Source organism: Tsukamurella sputi (genome assembly GCF_007858445.1).
Classification (GTDB): Bacteria; Actinomycetota; Actinomycetes; order Mycobacteriales; family Mycobacteriaceae; genus Tsukamurella; species Tsukamurella sputi.
Genome location: NZ_VIGV01000004.1, coordinates 501,642 through 523,922, shown reverse-complemented (window position 1 = coordinate 523,922; position 22,281 = coordinate 501,642). Strand labels below are relative to the sequence as shown.

The 22,281-nt window shown below is 71.6% G+C and carries 18 protein-coding genes; 7 read left to right on the top strand and 11 right to left on the bottom strand.

Going from position 1 to position 22,281, the window contains the following annotated elements:
- Positions 1–49: 49 nt before the first annotated feature.
- Positions 50–1,270, bottom strand: a complete 1,221-nt coding sequence (locus FK268_RS15515) for an MFS transporter (protein WP_146435593.1) — start codon at positions 1,268–1,270, stop codon at positions 50–52.
- A gap of 50 nt (positions 1,271–1,320) precedes the next feature.
- Here FK268_RS15515 and FK268_RS15510 point away from each other — a divergent pair, with 50 nt between their 5' ends.
- Positions 1,321–2,310, top strand: coding sequence for a LacI family DNA-binding transcriptional regulator (locus FK268_RS15510; RefSeq protein ID WP_146435591.1), 990 nt, complete (start codon positions 1,321–1,323; stop codon positions 2,308–2,310).
- Here FK268_RS15510 and FK268_RS15505 read toward each other — a convergent pair.
- Positions 2,298–3,626, bottom strand: a complete 1,329-nt coding sequence (locus FK268_RS15505) for a WS/DGAT domain-containing protein (protein WP_146435589.1) — start codon at positions 3,624–3,626, stop codon at positions 2,298–2,300. The two genes, FK268_RS15510 and FK268_RS15505, sit on opposite strands and share 13 nt — an antisense overlap.
- 164 nt (positions 3,627–3,790) lie before the next feature.
- Here FK268_RS15505 and FK268_RS15500 point away from each other — a divergent pair, with 164 nt between their 5' ends.
- Complete coding sequence (locus tag FK268_RS15500) at positions 3,791–4,888, top strand: FAD-dependent oxidoreductase (protein ID WP_146435587.1); 1,098 nt, start codon at positions 3,791–3,793, stop codon at positions 4,886–4,888.
- A gap of 8 nt (positions 4,889–4,896) precedes the next feature.
- On the opposite strand, the gene FK268_RS15495 is transcribed toward FK268_RS15500, so the two are convergent.
- From FK268_RS15495 to FK268_RS15485, 3 genes are read right to left on the bottom strand one after another with little or no spacing between them, the layout of a single operon-like run.
- Positions 4,897–5,802 carry an ROK family protein gene (locus FK268_RS15495; protein ID WP_146435586.1) on the bottom strand — a complete coding sequence of 302 codons (906 nt, stop codon included), beginning with the start codon at positions 5,800–5,802 and terminating at the stop codon, positions 4,897–4,899.
- The gene (glgP, locus tag FK268_RS15490; protein ID WP_146435584.1) at positions 5,799–8,264 is read right to left on the bottom strand and encodes an alpha-glucan family phosphorylase; all 2,466 of its coding nucleotides are present in this window, start codon (positions 8,262–8,264) and stop codon (positions 5,799–5,801) included. Before glgP ends, FK268_RS15495 begins: the two co-directional genes overlap by 4 nt.
- Before the next feature lie 39 nt (positions 8,265–8,303).
- Complete coding sequence (locus tag FK268_RS15485; RefSeq protein WP_146435582.1) at positions 8,304–10,061, bottom strand: 2-isopropylmalate synthase; 1,758 nt, start codon at positions 10,059–10,061, stop codon at positions 8,304–8,306.
- A gap of 171 nt (positions 10,062–10,232) precedes the next feature.
- Here FK268_RS15485 and FK268_RS15480 point away from each other — a divergent pair, with 171 nt between their 5' ends.
- A complete protein-coding gene (locus FK268_RS15480) occupies positions 10,233–10,910 on the top strand; it encodes a FadR/GntR family transcriptional regulator (protein ID WP_146435581.1) in 678 nt (225 codons plus the stop codon).
- Between the two features lie 14 nt (positions 10,911–10,924).
- On the opposite strand, the gene FK268_RS15475 is transcribed toward FK268_RS15480, so the two are convergent.
- Entirely contained in the window at positions 10,925–11,758 is an 834-nt protein-coding gene (locus FK268_RS15475; protein ID WP_146435579.1) for a helix-turn-helix transcriptional regulator, read from the bottom strand.
- Positions 11,759–11,870: 112 nt separating this feature from the next.
- On the opposite strand from FK268_RS15475, the gene FK268_RS15470 reads away from it, so the two are divergent.
- On the top strand, positions 11,871–13,325 hold the full coding sequence (locus FK268_RS15470; protein WP_158636128.1) for an MFS transporter: 1,455 nt from the start codon (positions 11,871–11,873) through the stop codon (positions 13,323–13,325).
- Here FK268_RS15470 and FK268_RS15465 read toward each other — a convergent pair.
- The 4 genes from FK268_RS15465 to FK268_RS15450 are packed head-to-tail and all read right to left on the bottom strand — an operon-like array spanning position 13,309 to position 17,426.
- On the bottom strand, positions 13,309–13,809 hold the full coding sequence (locus FK268_RS15465) for a MarR family winged helix-turn-helix transcriptional regulator (RefSeq protein ID WP_146435576.1): 501 nt from the start codon (positions 13,807–13,809) through the stop codon (positions 13,309–13,311). The genes FK268_RS15470 and FK268_RS15465 overlap by 17 nt on opposite strands.
- Positions 13,810–13,835: 26 nt before the next feature.
- Positions 13,836–14,705, bottom strand: a complete 870-nt coding sequence (gene mmsB / locus FK268_RS15460) for a 3-hydroxyisobutyrate dehydrogenase (protein ID WP_146435574.1) — start codon at positions 14,703–14,705, stop codon at positions 13,836–13,838.
- A gap of 13 nt (positions 14,706–14,718) precedes the next feature.
- A complete protein-coding gene (locus tag FK268_RS15455) occupies positions 14,719–15,894 on the bottom strand; it encodes an acyl-CoA dehydrogenase family protein (protein ID WP_269434233.1) in 1,176 nt (391 codons plus the stop codon).
- Between the two features lie 8 nt (positions 15,895–15,902).
- Entirely contained in the window at positions 15,903–17,426 is a 1,524-nt protein-coding gene (locus tag FK268_RS15450) for a CoA-acylating methylmalonate-semialdehyde dehydrogenase (protein ID WP_146435572.1), read from the bottom strand.
- A 106-nt stretch (positions 17,427–17,532) separates the two neighbouring features.
- On the opposite strand from FK268_RS15450, the gene FK268_RS15445 reads away from it, so the two are divergent.
- Genes FK268_RS15445 through FK268_RS15435 form a run of 3 tightly spaced genes read left to right on the top strand, consistent with a single transcriptional unit; the run spans position 17,533 to position 21,597 of the window.
- Positions 17,533–19,200: an AMP-binding protein gene (locus FK268_RS15445; protein ID WP_146435571.1), complete on the top strand. Its 1,668-nt coding sequence runs from the start codon at positions 17,533–17,535 to the stop codon at positions 19,198–19,200.
- Positions 19,201–19,258: 58 nt separating this feature from the next.
- Positions 19,259–20,023 (top strand): ABC transporter ATP-binding protein, encoded by a 765-nt coding sequence (locus FK268_RS15440; protein ID WP_146435569.1) that lies wholly within the window; start codon positions 19,259–19,261, stop codon positions 20,021–20,023.
- A gap of 38 nt (positions 20,024–20,061) precedes the next feature.
- Positions 20,062–21,597: an ABC transporter permease gene (locus FK268_RS15435; protein WP_146435568.1), complete on the top strand. Its 1,536-nt coding sequence runs from the start codon at positions 20,062–20,064 to the stop codon at positions 21,595–21,597.
- A gap of 17 nt (positions 21,598–21,614) precedes the next feature.
- Here the strand turns inward: FK268_RS15435 and FK268_RS15430 are convergent, their stop codons facing one another.
- Positions 21,615–22,214, bottom strand: coding sequence for a TetR family transcriptional regulator (locus FK268_RS15430; RefSeq protein ID WP_146435566.1), 600 nt, complete (start codon positions 22,212–22,214; stop codon positions 21,615–21,617).
- Between the last annotated feature and the right edge of the window lie 67 nt (positions 22,215–22,281).

Below are 22,281 nucleotides of genomic sequence, written 5' to 3'. Positions count from 1 at the left end.
CGCTAGGGAGAGCCGCCTCGCCGGCCGGGCGGAACCGGGATTCCTCGCGCTAGACCGAGGTCGACGGTCCGCCGGACGCGGGCTCCCGCGCTGCGGGCGCCACGACCACCGTGACGGCGACGGCGACGAGCACGAGGATCAGCGCGTACAGCAGTGTCACGTACTCACCGAGAGCACCGATGATCGGCGGCCCGGCGAGGAAGGAGAGGTAGCCGATCGTGGAGACCACCGACACACGTGCGGCCGCCATGCGCGGCTCGTCGGCGGCCGCGGACATGCCCACCGGGAAGCCGAGGGAGGCGCCGAGACCCCACAGCGCGACGCCCGCGTAGGCGAGCCAGGTCGGGCCGAAGATCACCATCGACAGGCCGACGAATGCCAGCGCGCCGCACGCACGCAGAGTGCGCACCCGCCCGAACCGGTCGAGCACGCGGGTGCCCGCGAACCGGCCGATCGTCATGAAAGTCACGAAGACCGCGAAGGTCAGCGTGCCGACCGTCTTCGACGTGCCGTGATCGTCGACCATCGCCAGCGCCAGCCAGTCGTTCGCGCTCCCCTCGGTCAGCGCCATGCCCAGCACCATCAGGCCGATGAGCAGCGTCCGGGGCTCGCGCCAGACCGCGAGCCGCTCGCGGCGGGAGACGGGCGCGTGGTCGTCGGCGTCGTGCGCCCGGAAGGGCACGTGCCGCAGCGCGAACCAGCCCGCCACCAGCAGCACGCCGTTGACCACGAGCAGGTGCGGCAGCAGGGGTACGTGCGCCGCCTGCGCCGCGGCGGCGGTGAGCGCGCCCGCGACGGTGCCCAGCGAGAAGGCCGCGTGGAAGGCGGGCATCACGGTGCGACCGAGAGCCCGCTCGTTCTCGGCGCCGGAGAGGTTCATGCAGACGTCGGTGATACCGTGCGAGAGGCCGACGAACACCAACGGCAGCAGCGTGAGTGCGTAGTTCCCCGCCTGCGCCCCGGCAGCCGCGGCGATCATCGTGACGCCCAGCGCGGGCAGGGTCACGGCGATCACGCGGCGCGCACCGTACCGCGCGGCGAGCGCCCCTGAGCCGACCAGGCCCACGACGGACCCGACGGCGAGCCCGAACGTGAGCAGGCTGACCTGCAGCGTGCTCGCACCGAGGTCGTCTCGCACCTGCGGAAGCCGGCCCAGGTAGCTCGCGAAGGTGAGACCGCTGAGCGCGAAGATCACCGCGACGGCGTTGCGCCAGGCGAGCACCGAGCCCCCTGCCGCTTCCGTCCTCTGGTCCTGGAAACCCACGCTCACCGATCAACCCTTCGAAACGTTTCGATTAGACCTTGCTAGGCTAGGTCCCCATGACACGCGGGTCAAACCGGATAACGCTGGTGCACGTCGCCGAGGCGGCGGGCGTCTCGCTGTCGACGGCCTCGCACGCCTTCGGCGTCGACAAGCCGATCAGCGACGCCACCCGCGCCCGCGTGCTCGCCGCCGCCGCCGAGCTCGGCTACGAGGGACCGGACCCGCGGGCCCGCTCGCTGCGCAGCGGCCGCACCGACATCATCGGCGTCCAGGTGGACGACGAGGCCGGCCGCGCCTTCCGCGATCCGGTCATCATCGGCATCCTCGACGGGGTTTCGGCCGCGCTCGCGGCGAGCCCGACGTCGGTGCTGCTCATCCCGGACTCGGTACCGGAGGAGCGCCTGCGGACGCTGCCCGTCGACGGCATCGTCGCCGCGGGCTGCTCGCCCACACTCCCCCAACTGCGCGCGGCGATGGCGAAGCGTTCCATCCCCGTCGTCACGGCGGGGAACCAGGTCGACGACATCGGCAGCGTCGGCGTCGAGAACCGCTCCGCGACGGCACTCCTCACCGAGCACCTGAGGTCGCTCGGGCACCGCACCGTCGGCATCGTGCGGTTGCGTCACGGCGATGTCGAGAAGGCCCGCACCGGCGCCGCGCTGGCCGCGTTCGCGGGTTCCCCCATCGCCGTGAGCACCGACAGCACGATCGACGAGGGCTTCCGCGCCACCACCGAACTCCTGGACAGGAGCCGGCCGACCGCCGTCATCGCACAGTCGGACCTGTTGGCGGTGGGCGCGATCCGCGCGGCGCAGTCCCGGGGGCTCCGCGTCCCGGAGGACCTCTCGGTCGTGGGCTTCGACGGTGTCCGCATCGACGGCTTCGACCGCATTCTCACCACCATCCGCCAGCCGATCGTCGACATGGGCAGGCGCGCAGCGCAGGCCCTCCTCGCGGCGCAGGACGGTGCGCCACTGCCGACTGTCGCGATGGATGTCGAGCTCATCGTCGGCGACACCACCGGCCCGGCGCCTCAGGCCGACTGAGCCACCTCGCGGAGCGCCGCGGCGAGCAGCTCCGCATACTCGTCCGGATCCGGTACGGCCGTGCGACTACTGGTCACCGACACCGTCACCGTGTCACCGAGGCCGTGCACGCCGTGCGTGAGCCCCATGGCGGGCGAGAGCGCCGGAAAGCCCGCGGTGAACACCGATCTCCCGCCCAGCAGCTCCAGATCGGACGGTCCCCGGTGCACGCTGGAGAGCACGGTCGCACCCGCCATCGTCTCCGGCACCGTCGTCGGGTCGAAGGAGCGCACGCCGAACGCCGCCAGGACCGACGGTGCCGCATCCTCCGCCGCGCCCACGGTGCGCCACAGCGGACTCGCGGCGCGGGCCCGCGCGCCCGCCAGTGCAGCGGCGATCAATGCGGGCCGATCCGCTATGGGCGCTTCCGGATACAGCGGTACCGAGACGTTCCCGAAGGCGTTGCGCTCCCCGCGCCGCGGCTCGCGCGCGACCATCACCTCCGCGGCGAGACCGCCGGGCACGTCCGCGCCATGGCCGTGCAGGTACCGCTCCACGGCGAGCGACACCGCGGCGAGCGCGTTCACCGTCACGGTGTACTCGGAGCGCAGGGCGGCACTGTCCCGGACCAGCATCCGGACGTCGCGCGAACCGTCGGGCGCGACGTTGAGCGGAGTGAGCGGACTCCCCGGCACCGGCTCGGGCAGCAGGCCGGCCCGGGTGCGCCGGTCGATCTCGGCGCGGGCGGGCGAGCTGACCAGGCCGAGGGCGATCGTGCGGACCAGCGCGACGGGCAGCCCGGCGAGGCCGCGCGCGGCGCGCACCGCGCCCGGAAGCGGGCGGAAGACCGGGACCTCGGCGGCCTGGGCGCCGTCGAACAGCCTCCGCGCGATGTCGGACGCGCGGCGCCCGTCCGCGAGGGCGTGCGCCACCTGCAGCACCACAACGGTAGCCGTCCCGCTGCAGCGCGGAGCACCGGCGACGTGCGGGAAGACGTGCAGACGCCACGGCGACACCGTCGCATCCACCTGGCGCGCGAACAGCCTCGCGAGCGCGCCGGGCACCTCGTCCCAGGTATGCGCGATGCCCTCGCGCACGTCGACGACGGTGTTCGGCGCCCATGCGGGGTGTTCGAGATCGCCGGGCGCCGGCGAGATCCGCAGCCGCAGGTCGGCGATCGACGGGGCGCGCGCCAGCACGACATCCGCTACCTCGGCGGCGGACGGACCGTGCGCCGCACCGTGATCGAAGCAGTAGAGCAGGAACTGGTCGCTCGGCATCCGGCCCGAGGACCAGTAGGTGCGGGCGTCACGGGGAGAGAGCAATCCGCCGATCACGGCCACACACTAGCCCAATCGCGCCGCCGATCGGGTGACGTGGACCGTGATGCCGTCACTGCGATCGGATCGACGTGAGGGAAAGCCTGCCGCCCCTTTCTGCCGTAGCTTCGAACGCGATTCCCGGTCGACGTGAACCCGCCGACCGTGCGAGAGGAGACGCAATGACACGTGCCGACCATCGGGTCGCGGTCGTCGGGGGCGGCGGCGTCGGGGCGGCCGCGGCGTGGGCGCTCGCTCGCACCGGAGTCGACGTCGTGCTCATCGAGCGGTACCGGCGCGCCCACCCGCTGGGCGCCTCCCACGGCGCCACGCGCAACTTCAACCCGGGCTACACCCGCCCCGAGTACCTCGCTCTGTTGCGCGCGGCGCTGCCCCTGTGGCGGGAGATCGAAGCCGAGTCCGGCGCGCACCTCCTCGACCAGGTGGGTGTCGTCAGTCACGGGCCGCGCCCGGACGTGGCGGACCTCCTGGAGGCCCTGCCCACGATCGGCCTGCGCGCCGAGCTCCTCGACGCGCGCGAGGCCTCCCGACGGTGGCCGCAGCTGCGGTTCGCCGGGCCCGCCGTGCACTTCCCCGACGGCGGGCGGCTCTACGCCGAGCAGTCCGTCGACGCCCTCTATCGCGTCGCGGAGGCCCGCGGCGCACGGATCCTGGAGGACACCCGGGTCACCTCGATCGAAGCGAACGACGACGGCGTGGTCATCGACACGGAAGCCGGGCCGATCACCGCGCGCACCGCCGTCGTCGCGGCGGGTGCCTGGTCGAACCGTCTCCTGGCGGGTGTGGTGGACCTGCCCCGGCTCACCGTCACCCAGGAGCAGCCCGCGCACTTCGCGCTCGCGGCGCCGATCGCCGATCTGCCTGCGTTCAATCACCATCCCGAGGCCGACGGCCCGTGGTGGCCCTCGGCCGTCTACGGCGGGTGGACGCCCGGCGTCGGGATCAAGGCCGGGTGGCACGGCGTGGGTCCCGTGACGGACCCCGATGCGCGCAGTCTGCGGTCGGAGCCGGTCCAACTGCGGGCCCTGCGGCGGTACGTCGCGGAATGGATCCCCGGCGCGGACCCGGACCGGTTCGAGGAGATCAGCTGCACGTACACCTCGACCCCGACGACGGACTTCGCGATCGACAACGTCGGTCCGATCACGGTCGCCGCCGGGTTCTCCGGGCACGGCTTCAAGTTCCTGCCCGCGCTGGGCGAGCTGGTGGCCCGGCTCGCGACCACCCCGGGTGCCGGGTCGCCGTTCCACCTCGCCTGACGGTGCCGTCAGGACAGGACGTTCCGGCGGTAGACAAGGGCCGCGGCGCCGATGAGCGGGGCGTCGCTGCCGAGGCCGGCGGGAACGACCCGAGCGCCGGCGACGTAGGGCAGCGGGTGTTCCGCGACAACGCTCTGCACGAGCGCGACGAAGTCGTCGGCGACCCTGGTGAAGCCGCCGCCGAGCACCACCACCGAGACGGGCACCAGCGCGACCGCGCTACCGATCCCCTGTCCGACGGCGGCGGCGCACCGTCGCACCGCGGCGACCGCGACCTCGTCGCCGGCGCGGTACGCCTCCCCCAGTTCCTCGCCGGTGGTGCCCGCGAAGCCCTGGGTCCGGGCCCACTCCACGGTGTGCGGCCCGGAGGCGACGGACTCGAGCATCGTCGTGCGGCCGAGGGATTCGCTGCCGGTGTACCCCGAGACCTCCACTTGACCGATGTGCCCGGCGTTGCCGACCAGCGCGCGCCCGCCCACGATGAAGCCGCCGCCGATGCCGGTGGAGACCACCATGCCTAGGGCGTCGTCGTGGCCGCGCGCGGCGCCCAGCCAGTGCTCGCCGAGCACGATCGCGACGCCGTCGCGGCGGAACTCGACGGACAGGCCACCGGCTGCGTCCGCCACCAGGTCGCGCAGCGGGAAGCCGTGCAGCGCCTCGAGATTGATCGGCGACGTGGTCCCCGCCGCATCGTCGACGGGCCCCGCCGCAGCGAGTCCCACGCCCTGTACGGGCCCGTCCGCCGCCGCCAGGGCGTCGCGGACGACCTCGGTGATCGAGGCCTCGAGCTCGGCCGTCGTCGCCTCCGGGCCGGTCGGGGCACGGTGGCGGGACGCCTCGACGACGGTGCCGTCGGGCTCCACCAGTGCGGCCGCCACCTTCGTGCCGCCGAGGTCCACCGCGAGCACCGTCATCGCGCGTACCGGACCAGTCCGAGCTCGGCCGGGCCGGTGAGCAGGCGGTGCTGCGGGAGCACGCGCACCGCGTAGCCGAACCGACCCACCTGACCGGGCAGCACCGCCCGGTAACGCTCACCGTCGAAGTGGAGACGAACGGCCCTGCCGTCCACGATCTCTCCGGCCTCGTCGACGCCGCCGATCACGGCTTCGACGCGGACGTCGCCGTCCTCCAGAGCGCCGAGGTCGATGTCCGCGGTGAGGTCGACACCCTCGGGCACGACCGCGGCGTTCGACGATCCGATGCGCACCGCGTCCCAGCCCGCACGGACCCGGTCGATGTACTCGACGAGGTCGGCGACGGCCGGCCGCGTCGCACGGGCGGAGCGCGCCGCCGGCCGGTAGTAGTCGCCTGCGTACTCGCGGACCATGCGGTCGGCGGAGACCTCGGGCGCGGTCGCGGAGAGGGTGTGCCGCACCTTGGCCAGCCAGCGCGACGGTGCGTCGTCGGGGTCGCGGCGGTCGTAGAACGCGGGTACCACCTCGTGCTCGAGCAGGTCGTAGAGGGCGTCCGCCTCGATGTCGTCGCGCCGCCCCGGGTCCACGCCCACGGCCGACGGGATGGCCCAGCCGTTGTTCCCGTCGTAGAGCTCGTCCCACCAGCCGTCGAGGACCGACAGGTTGAGGCCGCCGTTCATCGCGCTCTTCATCCCGGACGTGCCGCAGGCCTCCAGGGGCCGCAGCGGATTGTTCAGCCAGACGTCGCAGCCGTGGTACAGGTACCCCGCCATCCCGATGGAGTAGTTGGGCAGGAAGGCGATCCGGTGGCGCAGCGCGCGGTCGTCGGTGAAGTGCAGCAGTTGCTGCAGCAATCGCTTGCCCTCGTCGTCGTGGGGGTGGCTCTTCCCGGCGATCACCACCTGCACGGGCCGGTCCGCGCTGAGCAGGAGGGCGCGCAGCCGCTCCGGATCGCGCAGCATCAGCGTGAGCCGCTTGTACGTCGAGACCCGGCGGGCGAAGCCGATCGTGAGCACCTCGGGGTCGAACATCCGGTCCGTCCAGCCGAGTTCGGCGTCCACGGCGCCCCGCTCGATCCAGGCCGTGCGGGTGCGGGAGCGCACCTCCTCGACGAGGCGGTGCCGCAGCGTGGTCCGCAGGCGCCAGAGGGCCTCGTCGGGCATCGAGAGCGGGTCGGTGGCCCGTTCGGCGACGAGGCGATCGGCCCACGTCCCGTGGTGCACGCCGTTCGTGACGGAGCCGATCGGCACCTCGGCGGGTTCGAAGCCGGGCCACAGGTCCGCGAACATCTCGCGGCTCACGGCGCCGTGGAGCTTCGAGACCCCGTTCGCCCGCTGGGCGAGCCGGAATCCCATGTGGGCCATGTTGAAGACGCCGGGGTCGGCCTCCGCGCCCAGGGCGATCACGTCGTCGAGCGGCACCGTCGGGAGCAGCGAGCACATCTGCCCGCCGTCGCCGAAGTAGCGGCGCACGAGGTCGACGGGGAAACGATCGATACCGGCCGGCACCGGTGTGTGCGTCGTGAAGACGGTGGCGGTGCGGGCCAGCGTCTTCGCCTCCGCGAACGTCAGCTCCTCGGTGGCCATGAGCTCGCGGATCCGCTCGAGCCCGAGGAAGCCCGCGTGGCCCTCGTTGGCGTGGAAGACCTCGATCCCCGGGTGCCCGGTGAGGTCGCAGAAGGCGCGGGCGGCGCGCACCCCGCCGATGCCGAGCAGGATCTCCTGGCGCAGCCGGTGTTCCGCGTCGCCGCCGTAGAGGCGGTCGGTGACCGCCCGGAGGTCCGCGTCATTGTTCTCGATGTCGGTGTCCAGCAGGAGCAGCGGGATCCGGCCCACGTCCGCCCGCCACACGGCCGCGCTGAGCACCCGCCCCTCCAGCGGCACGGACACCACCAGTTGCTGCCCGCTCGAGAGGGTCACCGGGCGCAGCGGGAGTTGCGCCGGATCGAACTCGGGGTACTGCTCGAGCTGCCAGCCGTCCGCGGAGAGCGACTGCTGGAAGTAGCCGTGCCGGTACAGCAGGCCCAATGCCACCAGCGGCAGGCCGAGGTCGGAGGCCGCCTTGAGGTGGTCCCCCGCGAGCACGCCGAGGCCGCCGGAGTAGTTCGGCAACGTCTGGCTCACGCCGAACTCCATCGAGAAGTAGGCGATGCCCTTCGCGCCGTCCTTCAGCTCGTCGGCCCACGACGGCCGGGTGAGGTAATCGTTCAGGTCGGCGTGGAGCGCGCGGACCAGCGCGACGAACTCCTCGTCGGCGCCGAGTGCGGCCACTCGGGCCTGATCCGCGCCGCGGAGGGCTTCGAGCGGGTCCTTCGTGGCCGCCCACACCTCGGGGGCGACGGTGGAGAAGAGGTCCTGGGTGGGGCCGTGCCAGACCCAACGCAGGTTCAGCGCGAGGTCGGCGAGCGGTGCGAGCGACGCGGGGTACGTGGGCTCGACGGTGAAGGTTCCTTCTGCGTGCACGCCTACCGACCCTATTGGTTGCCCGCGCACCCCGCGACGTTACCGGCCGGTCATGTGCGCGGCGCCGATCACCGCGGCGGCCGTCGCGGCCAGCACTGATCGGTCGCGGCCCATGCTCCAGCGCACCTCGCCGTCGCGGCGGAACTCCAGGAGCGTGAGCGCCTCCGCATCGTCGCCGCGTCCGAGCGAGGTCTGATGCAGGGAGAGAACCTCGATCTTGGCGTCGTGCTCGGCGAGCGCGGCGACGAGCGCCTCCACCGGCCCGGCACCGTCGACGACGGTTCGGTGCAGCGTCCCGTCGACCCGGAGCCCGACCGTGACTCCACTGCCGTCCGGGGTCTGCCCCACGACGCATTCGACCAGCTCGAACCGGTCACCCTCGGCGCGGAAGGCCTCCTCGAAGACGGCCCACAGCGCGGCGGTGTCCATCTCCGTGCCCTGGTCGTCGGCGCGGGCCTGCACATGCCGGGCGAACTCGATCTGCAGCCGCCTCGGCAGTTCCAGACCCAGGTCGCGCTCCATCAGGTAAGCCATCCCGCCCTTGCCCGACTGGGAGTTCACGCGGATGACGGCGTCATAGGTCCGGCCGATGTCGGCGGGGTCGACGGGCAGGTAGGGCACCCGCCACTCGATGTCACGCGCGTCGCGCCCCTCGGCCTCGGCGCGGGCGCGGTGCTCGGCGAAGCCCTTCCTGATCGCGTCCTGATGGGTTCCGCTGAAGGCGGTGTGCACGAGGTCGCCGACGTAGGGGTGCCGGTCGTGCACACCGATCCCGTTGCACGTCTCGACGGTGCGCCGCACCTCGTCGATGTCGGAGAAGTCGATCATCGGGTCGATGCCCTGCGCGAACATGTTGAGCGCCAGCGTCGCCAGGTCGACATTGCCCGTGCGCTCGCCGTTGCCGAAGAGGCAACCCTCGACGCGCTGCGCCCCGGCCAGCACCGCCAGCTCCGCGCACGCGATGCCCGTCCCGCGGTCGTTGTGGGGGTGCACCGAGAGGATCACGGCATCGCGGCGGGCGAGGTTGCGGTCCATGTACTCGATCTGGTCGGCGTAGACGTTCGGCGTCGCCACCTCGACCGTCGCGGGCAGGTTGAGGATCACCGGGCGGTCTGCAGTGGCATCCCACAGGCCGGTCATCGCGTCGCAGACCTCGAGTACGTAGTCCGGCTCGGTGAGGTTGAAGACCTCGGGCGAGAACTCGAAGCGCACTCCGTCCAGGTCTCCCGCCGATGCGAGCAGATCGCGGCCGCCGTCCAGGATCAGCTCCGTCAACTCCGCGCGGCTCCGGCCCAGGACGACGTCGCGCCAGGTGGGGGCGGTCGCGGTGTACATGTGGATGACCACCTCGTTGCGGATCCCGCGGACGGACTCGACCGTCCGCTCGATCAGATCGCGGCGCGCGGGCGTGAAGACGACCACGGTCACGTCCTCGGGTGCGATGTCCGACTCCGCGATCAGCCGGACGAAGTCGTAGTCGGTCTGCGACGCGGACGGGTACCCGACCTCGATCTCCTTGTAGCCCATCGCCACCATGAGTTCGAAGAAGCGGCGCTTACGGGCGGGGTCCATCGGCTCGGGCAGTGCCTGGTTGCCGTCACGCAGGTCGACGGGGACCCACAGTGGCGCCGCGGTCAGGCGCCGGGTGGGCCAGGCGCGATCGGACAGAGGAACGTCGACGCGGGCGTGGACGTCGCGGTAGCGATGGTGCGGCATCTGCGAGGCGCGCTGGCGGTTCCAGGCGGGCGCCGCGCCGGGGACGGGGCCGCGAGGTGAGTCGATCGTGGGAAAGGGCATGACGGTTCCTTCATCGGGTCAGGACACGGGCCGGCACGGATTCCCCACGGCGGGAGGCCGGCCCGGAATCAGACCCCGCCGTGGCGCGGAAGGAGAAGCGAGATGTCGCGCTGCGTCATGGGCACGACCCTACCACAACTCCTCAGACACGCTGAGAAGTATTCTCGACGCATGCCCCCGCTCCGTCGCGCATCGCTCGCCGACCAGGCCGCCGACGCCCTGCTCGCCCGGGTCCGGTCGGGCGAATGGGCGATCGGTGACCGACTCCCCGGCGAGACCACCCTGGCGCCGCAACTCGGCGTAGGGCGGTCGACGGTGCGCGAGGCGATCCGACGCCTGGCGGGGATCGGCGTGCTCACCACCCGCCAGGGCTCCGGGGTCTTCGTGACCAGACTGGACGCCCCGTCGGGCCTCGACACGATGCTCGACGGTGCGGCGATCGACGCGGTGCTCGAGGCACGGATCGCGGTCGAGGTGGAGGCCGCCGCGCTCGCCGCGCACCGGCGCACCGAGGAGGACCTCGACGCCGTCCGGGCCGCACTCGCGATCCGCGCCGCGCACCGAGGCGACCTGGTGCGCCACGTCGAGACCGATACCGACTTCCACCGCGCCGTCATCGCCGCGGCGCACAATCCCGTCCTGTTGGAGATGTTCGACGGGATCGCGGCGCACCTGCGGCGCGCGATGGTCGACATGCTGCGGTCCCGGCCCGAGCCCTTCGGCGGGGACGACGACCAGGATTCGCACGCAGAGCTGCTCGCCGCCGTCGAGCGGGGCGACGCCACCGCGGCCGCTCGGCTGAGCCGGGAACACTTGTCCGGCATGCTCTCCCGCGACGGCCACCGCTGACCGTCGCGCCCTGATCACGTCTCGCGGTGCTCCGGCGGCACGATCCGGGTGAGCCGCTCGCGCGTGACCTCGTCCTTCGGCAGGTAGGTGAGCATCCGCAGCGAGGGACGGTCCCGCAGGTTGAACGTACTCACCTGCAGGCGCAGTTCGCCCACCCGAGGGTTGCGGATCGTCTTCTCCCAGTCGGCCGCATCCAGCACCAGCCCCGCGTTCCACAACTGCGCGAACAGCGGGGACGCAGCCTGCAGCCGGCCGAGCATCGGCTCCCAGGCGGGGTCCGCGTGGGAGCTCGCGTACAGCGCCCTGGTCCGCGCGACGACGGCCTCGAGCTCCTGCCGGTCCGCGACGTAGGCGCCGAGCCACAGCTCGTCGGTGAAGTCCAGCCAGAGGCAGTTCCGGTCCTCCGGCGGGAAGTCCTCGACGTCGGTGATCAGGAAGCGGAAGGCCACGTTGTAGAGCACCATGTCGCCCCGGGCGTTGAGCACCGCGGCGGGGTTGGGCAGCAGAGCGTCGAGGACCGGCTGGACGGTGGCGGCGGCACCGGACTCCACGGCGGGCGGCCCGGGCGGATGGCCGGCCAGCCGCAGCACGTGATCGCGCTCCCCCGGATCGAGCAGCAGCGCGTCCGCGACGGCACACAGCACCTCGGGGCTCGGGTTCACATCACGTCCCTGCTCGACCCAGGTGTACCAGGTGGCGCCGACGTGGGCGCGGGCCGCGACCTCCTCGCGGCGCAGGCCCGGGGTCCGGCGCCGGCCGCCGGCGGGTAACCCCACCTGCTCCGGGGTCACCTGCTCACGGCGGGTGCGCAGGAAGCGCGCCAGCTCGGCGTTGTTGCGGGTGCCCATGGACCGAGTATCCCTCGCCCCGCGGCGCGTCGGCGACGTGGAGCCCGGTGGTGTCACTACTAGGATCCGCGCGGTCTGGATACCCGGATGGCGTCGGCGCATCGTCGAGCGCATGTCCACCCCTCCACCGCCCCTCACCCGTCGAGGCCTCGCCGTTCTCGGCCTCGCCTACTTCCTCACGACCTTCCTCTTCGCCTCGGCGAACGTCGCCGTCCCGGACGTGGCACGGAGGCTGTCGGCATCGCCGGCGGAGCAGACGCTCATCCTGGCGGCGTTCTCGGCGACCTTCGCGACGGCGCTCATCCTGTTCGGCAGGCTCGGCGACAACCGCGGACGGCGGCGGGTGTTCGCCGCAGGGCTGATCGCGGTCGGCGTCACGTCCGTCGCCGCGGGGTTCGCGCCCGATGTCACGTCCCTCATCGTGCTGCGCGCGGTGCAGGGCGTCGGCGCGGCGGCGTTCACACCCCAGGTGCTCTCGACGGTGCAGGCCACCACGTCCGGCGAGGCGCGGCGCCGCGCGATCGCCGTGATCGCGGCGACAGCCGGCCTGGGCTTCTGCGGCGGGCAGGTGCTCGGCGGCGCGCTCCTGGCCTGGGATCCGGCCGGGCTCGGATGGCGGACGGTCTGGTGGTCCGCCGCCGTGATCGCCCTCGTCGCCGCGGCCGCCGTCGGTGCGGTGCCCGACACCCGGGCGGAGCGCCGGCTGCCCCTCGACTACCGCGGCACGGCACTCCTGACGGTGGCACTGCTCGCGCTGCTCGTCGGGCTGTCGCTGGGCGGCACCCTCGGCTGGCCGCCGGTCTCCTGGCTGCTGCTCGCCGTCGCCGTCGCGGCCGGGACCGCGTTCTGGTCGGCACAGCGACGGGCCGAGGCCGCCGGCCGTGCTCCGATGCTTCCGCCGTCGGTGTTCGCGCACCGCCCGATCCGGGTCGGCCTGCTCATGGCCCTGCTCTTCTTCTCGGGCTACGGCGCCCTGGTCTTCGAGTACGCGCTGGTGAGCGAACACGCGCTAGGCATGAGCCCCGTCGCATCGGGCGTGGCCCTCGTCCCCTACGGCGCCGCCTTCGTGTCCGTCTCGCTGAGGCAGCCGACGATCCACCGCCGCCTCGGAGCGAGGACGATGCCGGTGGGGGCGGCGCTCAACGCGATCGGCCTGCTGGCCCTCGCGGCGAGCGCTCTCGCGGCCCCACAGATCTGGGCGTGGGCGGTCCAGCCGGCCCTGATCCTCGTGGGCGCGGCACAGGCGATGCAGTTCGGCCCGCTCGTCGGGACGATCATGAGCTCTGTGCCGGATCGCATCGCCGGGCTCACCGGCGGACTGATCTCGACGGCGCAGCAGGCCGCGTTCGCGCTGGGCGTCGCGACGCTCGGCACGGGCTACACGGCGCTGGCAGGCGGAATGTCCGCCCGGCACGCCTTCGCCCTGATCCTGCTCGTGCACACCGGCATCGCCGTCGCCTTCGCCCTGTGCGCGCGATCCCTGCGGCCGCACGAGCGAGCGTCGTCGGACGACGGGGTGCGGACGGCCGCGGAGGTCACGGCGGCCGCGGTCAGAAGTCGCCGTTGAACCGGCGCAGCGAGCGGATGGCGCTCACCAGCGCCGCGGACTCGTCGTCGGGCATACCGATGTCGGCGAAGACCTCGTTGAGCACGACGGTGGCCTTCTCGACCAGTTCCCTGCCCTCCGGGGTGATCGCGACGAGCGTGGTGCGGCCGTCGGTCGGGTGCGGTTTGCGTTCCACCAGCCCGGCCTCGCCGAGCCGGTCGATCGCGTGGGTCACTGACGAGACGTGCACCTGCAGCCGCGTGCTCGCCTTCGAGATCGGCAGTTCGCCGCGCTTGGTGAAGGCGAGCAGCCGCAGCAGCTCGAATCGGGAGAAGGACAGCCGGAAGGGCTTGAGCGCCGCCTCGATCCGCGCGAGCAGGATCTGGTGCGCCCGCATCACGGAGGTCACCGCCTCCATGCCTGCGGCGATGTCACCGCCCCAGCCCGCGTCCTCCCAGTTGCGGCGGGCGCGGGCGATCGGGTCCCGGGGGTCCGGTTGCGCCATCGCGTCCACCTTCCTCGTCGTGCTTCCTACCTCAGCGTCTGGATGATCGCACTGAAGTCCAGGCCGCCGTTGTCCTGCGCGAACGCAGCGTACAGCTCCGCGGCGTGCGTGCCGAGCGGCGCGCGCGCACCGGTGGACGAGACGGCGTCCATGGCCAGGCCGAGATCCTTGTTCATCAGGGCCGTCGCGAAGCCGGGCTTGAAGTCGTTGCCCGACGGTGCGCCCGCCACCGGCCCCGGCACGGGGCAGTTGGTGTGCAGCGACCAGCAGTTGCCGGTGGCGCCCGTGACCACGTCGTACAGCGCCTGATCCGCCAGGCCCAGCTTCTCGGCGAGGACGAAGGCCTCACCGACGACTATCTGCTGGACCGCGAGGATCATGTTGTTGCACACCTTGGCGGCCTGCCCGTTGCCGGAGCCACCGCAGTGGATCACCTTGCCCGCCATCGGATCCAGTACGGGCTGCGCCGCGGCGAAGGCCTCATCGTCGCCGCCGACCATGAAGGCCAGCGTGCCGGCGTCGGCACCCTTGACGCCGCCGGAGACGGGGGCGTCGACCTGCTTCATGCCCGCCGCCTCGGCCAGCGCGTGCACCGCGCGGGCGTCGTCGACGGAGATGGTCGAGCTGTCGATGAACAGGGTGCCGCGCGCGGCGTGCGGGAGGACCGCCTCGTACACCGACTTCACGATGGCACCGTTCGGCAGCATCGTGACGACAGCGTCGGCGCCCTGTACGGCCTCCTCGGCCGTGTCGATCACGGTGACGCCGGCCGCCCGGGCGGCGTCCTGCGCCGCGGGGACGAGGTCGAAACCGCGAACCGTGTGCCCGGCGGCGACGAGGTTCTTGGCCATCGGTCCGCCCATGTGGCCGAGGCCGAGGAATGCGATCGTGCTCATGAGAGTGCCTCTCCTACTTGCCCTGAACGCGGGCGGCCTCGGCGCGGCCGATGACCATCCGCATGATCTCGTTGGTGCCCTCGAGGATCCGGTTGACGCGCAGGTCACGGACGATCTTCTCGATCCCCGTCTCGTGCAGGTAGCCGTAGCCGCCGTGCAGCTGTAGCGCCTGGTCCGCGACCTGGAAGCACGTCTCGGTGACGAACTTCTTCGCCATGGCGCACAGCTCGACCTTGTCCGGATCGTTCTCGTCGAGCGCGGTGGCCGCGCGCCAGAGGATCAGGCGTGAGGCCTCGATCGAGGTGGCCATGTCCGCAAGCGTGAAGCGGATGGTCGGCTCATCGATGAGCTTGCGGCCGAAGGTCTCCCGTTCGGTCATGTACTGCAGGGCCTTGTCGTACGCCGCCTGTGCGCCGCCCAGCGAGCAGGCGGCGATGTTGAGCCGTCCGCCGTTGAGGCCGTTCATGGCGATGCCGAAGCCCTTGCCGGCACCGCCGCCGTCCTGCTGAGCCCCGCCCAGCATGCGGGACGACGGGATCCGCACGTTCTCGAAGATCACCTGGGTGGTGGGTTGGCTGTGCCAGCCCATCTTCACCTCGGGCGGCCCGAAGGACAGGCCCGGGGTCCCCTTGTCCACCAGGAAGGTCGAGATGCCGCGGGCACCCTCGCCCTCGCTGCGCGACATCACCACGTAGAGGTCGGACGCGCCGCCGCCAGAGATGAACTGCTTCGTCCCGTTCAGGACGAAGTCGTCACCGTCGCGCTCGGCCTTGGTCGTCAGCGACGCGGCATCCGATCCGGCGCCCGGCTCGGTGAGGCAGTAACTGGCCATGACGTCCATCGGCGCCAGCTTGGGGATCCACTCCTGCCGCTGCTCCTCGGAGCCGTAGGTGTCGACCATCCACGTGCACATGTTGTGGATCGAGATGAAGGCCGCGGTCACCGGGTCACCCTTGGCGAGCTCCTCGAAGATGCGGACGCCGTCGAGCCGGCGCAGGCCGGACCCGCCCACGTCCTCGCGGGTGTAGATGGCGGCCATGCCGAGGCTGCCAGCCTCCTTCATCTCCTCCACCGGGAAGTGCTTGGTGGCATCCCATTCCAGCGCGTAGGGCGCGAGGCGCTTGCGGGAGAAGTCGCGCGCCATCTCGACGATGGCGAGGTCGTCGCCCGTCAGATTCGGGTAGGGCACGTGTGCTCCTAGTGCATCGTGGGGATGGAGAACTCCGCGCCGTCCTTGATGCCCGAGGGCCAGCGCGAGGTCACCGTCTTGGTCTTGGTGTAGAAGAGGATCGAGTGCGGGCCGTGCTGGTTGAGGTCGCCGAAGCCGGACCGCTTCCAGCCGCCGAAAGTGTGGTACGCCACGGGAACCGGGATCGGGACGTTGACGCCGACCATGCCGACCTCGACGCGGGCCACGAAGTCGCGGGCGGCATCGCCATCGCGGGTGAAGATCGCCACGCCGTTGCCGTACTCGTGCTCGGTGGGCAGCGCGAGGGCCTCCTCGTAGGTGTTCGCGCGAACGATGCACAGGACGGGGCCGAAGATCTCGTCCGTGTAGATCGACATGTCCTTGGTGACGTGGTCGAACAGCGTCGGGCCGAGGTAGTTGCCGCCCGAGAGGTCGGCGTCGCCGAAGGTCAGCTCGTCACTGGTGCGCTCGCGGCCGTCGACCACGAGGTCGGCGCCGGCGTCCACGCCCTGCTGGATGTAGCTGCGGGTGCGCTCCACCGCGGCGGGGGTGATGAGGGGGCCGTAGTCGGCCTTCGGGTCGTGGCTGTGGCCCACGCGCAGCTGCTGGACGCGCTCGACGAGGCGCTCGCGCAGGCGGTTCGCGGTCTCCTCGCCGACGGGCACGGCCACCGAGATCGCCATGCAGCGCTCGCCGGCGGAGCCGTAGCCGGCGCCGATGAGGGCGTCGACGGCCTGGTCCAGGTCGGCGTCCGGGAGGATCACCATGTGGTTCTTGGCGCCGCCGAAGGCCTGGCTGCGCTTGCCGTTCTTGGCGCAGGTCTCGTAGATGTACTGCGCGATGTCCGAGCTGCCGACGAAGCCGACGGCCTTGACGTCCGGGTTGTTCAGCAGCGCGTCGACCGCCTCCTTGTCGCCGTGGACGACCTGGAAGACGCCCTCGGGCAGGCCCGCCTCGATGAACAGCTCCGCCAGGCGCACCGGCACGGAGGGGTCGCGCTCGGAGGGCTTGAGGACGAAGGCGTTGCCGCAGGCCAGGGCGGGGCCGGCCTTCCACAGCGGGATCATCGCCGGGAAGTTGAAGGGCGTGATGCCGGCGACGACGCCGAGCGGCTGCCGCATCGAGTAGACGTCGATGCCCGTGCCGGCGCCCTCGGTGTACTCGCCCTTAAGCAGGTGCGGGATGCCGATGGAGAACTCGATGACCTCGATGCCGCGCTGGATGTCGCCCTTGGCGTCGGCGACGGTCTTGCCGTGCTCGCTGGACAGCAGCGACGCGAGCTCGTCCACGTTCTGGTGGACCAGCTCGATGAACTTCATGAACACGCGGGCGCGGCGCTGCGGGTTGAACGCGGCCCACTGCGCCTGCGCCTTCTTGGCGCGCGCGACGACGTCATCGACCTCCGCGGTGCTGGCGAGCGGCACGGTGGCCTGCACCTGACCCGTGCTCGGGTCGAAGACGTCCGCGGTGCGGCCGGTGCCCTCCACCCGGCGACCGTCGATGAAATGCGGGATCGTGCGCACATCAGCCATGGTGTGTCCTTCTCTCTCGATCGAGGTCCATCGCGAAGCCCTTGCGCGATGTGTTGGCCATCACTATATACTTGGATATCCAAGTAATCAACCGGAGGATCTGAAAGTGGCTAGCACACAGGGGTATCGAGACTTCCTCGCCGCGCGCGACCTGCTGGTCGAGCTCGCCGACGACTACGACGCCGCGCGCGAGCGGTTCAGTTGGCCGCAGCTCGACGAGTGGAACTTCGCCCTCGACTGGTTCGACCGGGTGGCCGAGGGCAACGACTCCCCCGCGCTCTGGATCGTCGAGGAGGACGGCTCCGAGTCGAAGTTCAGCTACGCGGAGATGAGCGCCCGGAGCAATCGCGTCGCCAACTGGCTGCGCGAGCGCGGCGTGAACCCGGGCGACCGGATCCTGCTCATGCTCTCGAACCAGGTCGAACTGTGGGACGTGATGCTCGCCGCGATCAAGCTGGGCGCCGTCGTCATCCCCGCCACGACCCTGCTCGCCGGGGGCGACATCGCCGACCGCATCGCGCGCGGCGGGGCGAAGCACGTGATCGTGCGCAGCGAGCTGGCCGAGCGCGTTCCGTCGGACGCCGCGGTCACGCGCATCGCGATCGGCGATCCGGTGCCGGGCTGGGAGTCCTTCGCGGCGGCCTACACGGCACCGTCGGACTTCACGCCCTCGCATGTCACGCACGCCGACGACACCCTGCTGCTGTACTTCACCTCGGGCACGACGAGCGCGCCGAAGCTGGTCGAGCACACGCACGCGAGCTATCCCGTGGGCCACCTGTCGACGATGTACTGGATCGGCTTACGCCCAGGCGACGTGCACCTGAACGTGAGCTCGCCGGGCTGGGCCAAGCACGCCTGGAGCAACGTCTTCACACCGTGGATCGCGCAGGCCTGCGTCTTCATCTACAACTACAACCGGTTCGACGCCGCGGCCCTGATGAAGCAGATGGACCGGGCCGGCGTGACCAGCTTCTGCGCGCCGCCGACGGTGTGGCGCATGCTGATCCAGGCCGACCTCGGAGCGCTGACGACGCCGCCGCGCGTCGTGGTGGGCGCCGGCGAGCCGCTCAACCCCGAGGTGATCTCGCGCGTACGCAACGCCTGGGGCGTGACGATCCGCGACGGCTTCGGCCAGACGGAGACCACGGTGCAGGTCGCGAACACGCCCGGTCAGCCGCTCAAGGACGGCTCCATGGGCCGCCCGTGCCCGGGCTACGACGTGGTGCTCGTCGATCCAGCGACGGGCGAGCAGGGCGTCGACGAGGGCGAGATCTGCCTGCGTCTGGACCCGCGCCCGCTCGGCCTCATGGTCGGTTATCACGGCGATCCGGAGAAGACCGCCAAGGTCATGGACGGCGGCGTCTACCACACCGGCGACGTGGCCTCGAAGGACGCGGACGGGTACCTCACCTATGTCGGGCGCACCGACGACGTCTTCAAGTCGAGCGACTACAAGATCAGCCCGTTCGAGCTGGAATCCGTTCTGCTGGAGCACAACGCGGTGGCCGAGGCCGCCGTCGTCCCCGCTCCCGACGAGCTGCGCCTGGCGGTGCCCAAGGCCTACATCGTGCTCGCCGAGGGCTTCACCCCCGACGAGGCGACCGCGCAGTCGATCTTCGACTACAGCCGCGAGCACCTCGCGCCGTACAAGCGCGTGCGCCGCATCGCCTTCGCCGACCTGCCGAAGACGATCAGCGGCAAGATCCGCCGCGTCGAGCTGCGCAAGGCCGAGGAGCAGGGCCTCACGTCGCAGGAGTTCCGCGAATCCTGACGCGGCTCCCACGGCGATCCACATCGACATGTTCGAGATCGTGAACTAACGTCGGGGCATGACCACTCCCGCGCCGCCGGCACTGCTCCTCGACGACCTGCACGTCGCTTTCGGGGGCACGCCGGCGGTGGCCGGCGTGTCGCTGTGGGTGCCGCAGGGGTCGATGTTCGGCCTCGTCGGCCCGAACGGCGCAGGAAAGACCACTTCGCTGTCGATGGCGGTGGGCCTGCTCCGGCCCGCGCGCGGCCGGAGCCTGGTCTTCGGCATCGACGTCTGGGGGGACCCGACCGCCGCCAAGCAGCTACTCGGGGTGCTTCCCGACGGACTGTCCCTCCCGGACCAGTTCACGGGCGCTGAGCTCCTGACCTACCTCGGCCGGTTGCGCGGCATGCCGGAGGACACGATCGCCGTCCGCCGCGAGGAGCTACTGCATGTGCTCGGCCTCGCCGGTGCCGACCGCACCGTGATCGCGGACTACTCCGCGGGAATGACCAAGAAGATCGGCCTGGCGGCGGCGCTCCTGCACAGCCCACGCCTCCTGGTCCTCGACGAACCCTTCGAGTCCGTCGATCCCGTCTCGAGCACCACGATCCGGTCGATCCTCGTGGAGTACGTCCGGGGCGGCGGCACCGTGATCCTGTCCAGTCACGTCATGGCGACCGTCGCCGAGCTCTGCAGTCACGTCGCGGTGATCAACGCCGGACGCGTCGCGGCCGCGGGCACCGTCGAGCAGATCCGCGCGGGTGGCACGCTCGACGAGGCCTTCGTCCGCCTGGTCGGCGGGCCCTCGCACACGGGCGGACTGTCGTGGTTGCAGCAGTGAACGCCGTCGATCGTCATCTGAACAGGGTGGTGACGTCGATGCAGTGGACCCTGTACAAACGGCGATCGACGGGCGGCAGGCTCGTCGCCAACATCCTGCTCGGCGTGCTCGGGTTTTTCGCCGCAACGGGCCTCGTCATCGGCGCCGTGGCCGCCGGGCTCGAGAAGAGCTCGTCGGCGGGCGGGTTCATCGGCGTCTCGCTGGTCGGCATCGGCGTCATGTGGGCGTACCTCCCCGCCCTGTCCGGCTTCTCCGACAACACCCTGCAACCCCGGCAGTTCACGCTCCTGCCGCTCCGGGCCGAGCCTCTCGCCCGTGCTCTGTTCCTCGCGTCCCTGATCGGGATCCCGGTCCCGCTCACCGCGCTGGCCGTCCTCTCGATCGTCGGATACGCGGCGGCGCGAGCGCCGGTGACACTGGTCCTCGCCGTCCCCGCGGCAGTCCTCACCCTCGTGCTCATCGTCGCCCTCTCCCGAGTCATCTCCGTCGCGCTGTCGCAGGCCGCCCGCACCCGGCGCGCGCGAGAGGCGGCGCTCCTGCTCTTCGTCGCCGGATTCTGCGCGCTGTACGCAGGCCAATTCCTGCTCAACGGGGCCATCGCCGCCGCCGGGGACGGCCTCGGCATCGTCACAGTGATTCCGTTCGCGTGGGGTATCGCGGCCGTCGAACGCGCGGCCCATGGCGAGTGGATGCTCGGCGTCGCCGCCGTACTCGGGCTCGCGGCACTCGATGCGGCCCTTCTCGCCGGGTGGCAGCGCCTGATCCGTCGGGCGTTCGCGGGCACGATCCCGCTCCCGTCGCCGTCCCGCGGTCGGCGCACGCGACGCGGATACCTCCGCGGCGGATGGCGCGCGAGCCCGCGCGGCGCCGTCGTGGCACGCGAGCTCTCCCTGTGGGGCGGCGATATCCGGCGGCGGTATCAGCTCCTGTCCCCGATCGCCTTCGCCGTCATGAGCGGCGTCCTTCCACTGTTCCTCGAGAACTTCCCGTTCGACGCCCGGTGGGGCGCGTGGATGGTGCTCCTGATGGCGGTCATGGCGGCGCTGAACCTGTACGGGCTCGACGGCAAGTCCTTCTGGCACATCGCGCTCATCCCTCGAGCAGCTTCAGCGGACGTTCGTGGACGGCAGCTCTCCTGGGCCCTCGTGGTGACGCCGGTCGCGGTGCTGCCCGTGGTCGTCGTCCGCGCCTTCGGAGGTGCGGGCTTCGATCGCGCCGCGGTTCCGGTCGCGGTGACCGTCAGCATGATCGGAGTGGGCGCCGGGCTGATCGCCTTCGCCTCGGCCGCCGCGCCGTATCCGGTACCGGAGGCCCGGAAGATGATGTCGTTCTCCACCCGCAACTCGTCCAGCGGCGCCGCGATCGGCTGGGCCTTCGGTGCGATGGGCGTCCTCGTCCTCACCACCGTGCCGTGCGCATTGCTCGCGGCACTCCTCCCCGGCGCACTGGAGTGGCTCGGCGCCCTGGCCGCTGCGGCGATCGGCGCGATCTTCTGGTGGTCGCTGGGGCGGAAGGCGATCGCGCGGCTCCGCGACCGACCGGACCTCATCCAGTACGCGGTCACACGCGCCTGACCGAGCCGGAACCGACGTCAGTCTCCCGCCGGCGGGGCATCGACGGACGCGCTGAGGATCGCGGCCACGGTGGTGCGCCGACGGTCGTCCGAGTCGCCGGCGCACCATGCGCGCAGGGCCACCGCGACCACCGCGTAAGCGAGGTCGTCGGCGCGCACGTCCGGCCGTAGCCGGCCCTCGAGCTGCGCCGCGGCGAGCCGTTCGGCGACCGCCGCCGTCACCCCCTCGAAGCCGGCGGCGTCCTCGCCCAACACCTCCGCGGCGCGGCCGCGGAGATCCGGCCGGGCGGCAAGGAGGCGCGCGAACGCGGTGGTCGCGGGCTGCGGCAACGCGTCGAGCTGCGCGCAGAGCGACTCCGCCACTGTCGATTCCGCCCCCGCACCGGCCGAGATCGCTTCGCCGGCCTCCGCCACGAGCAGGAAGCTCCGATCCACCGCGTAGGCGGCGAGGAATCCGTCGAAGTCGCCGAAGTGCGCGTGCAGCAGCCCGGTGGCAACGCCGGCCTGCGCGGTGACCGCGCGCCCCGTCAATCTCCCGACGCCACCGCGGAGGATCACCTCCTCGGCCGCGGCGAAGAGGCGCTGGCGCGCTCCATCGATCGCGACTCCCCTGGGCATGGGTCGATTCTACGAGCACGCCGGACCTCTGTTGCACCAGGTATGAACATATGCTCATACTAGGTTT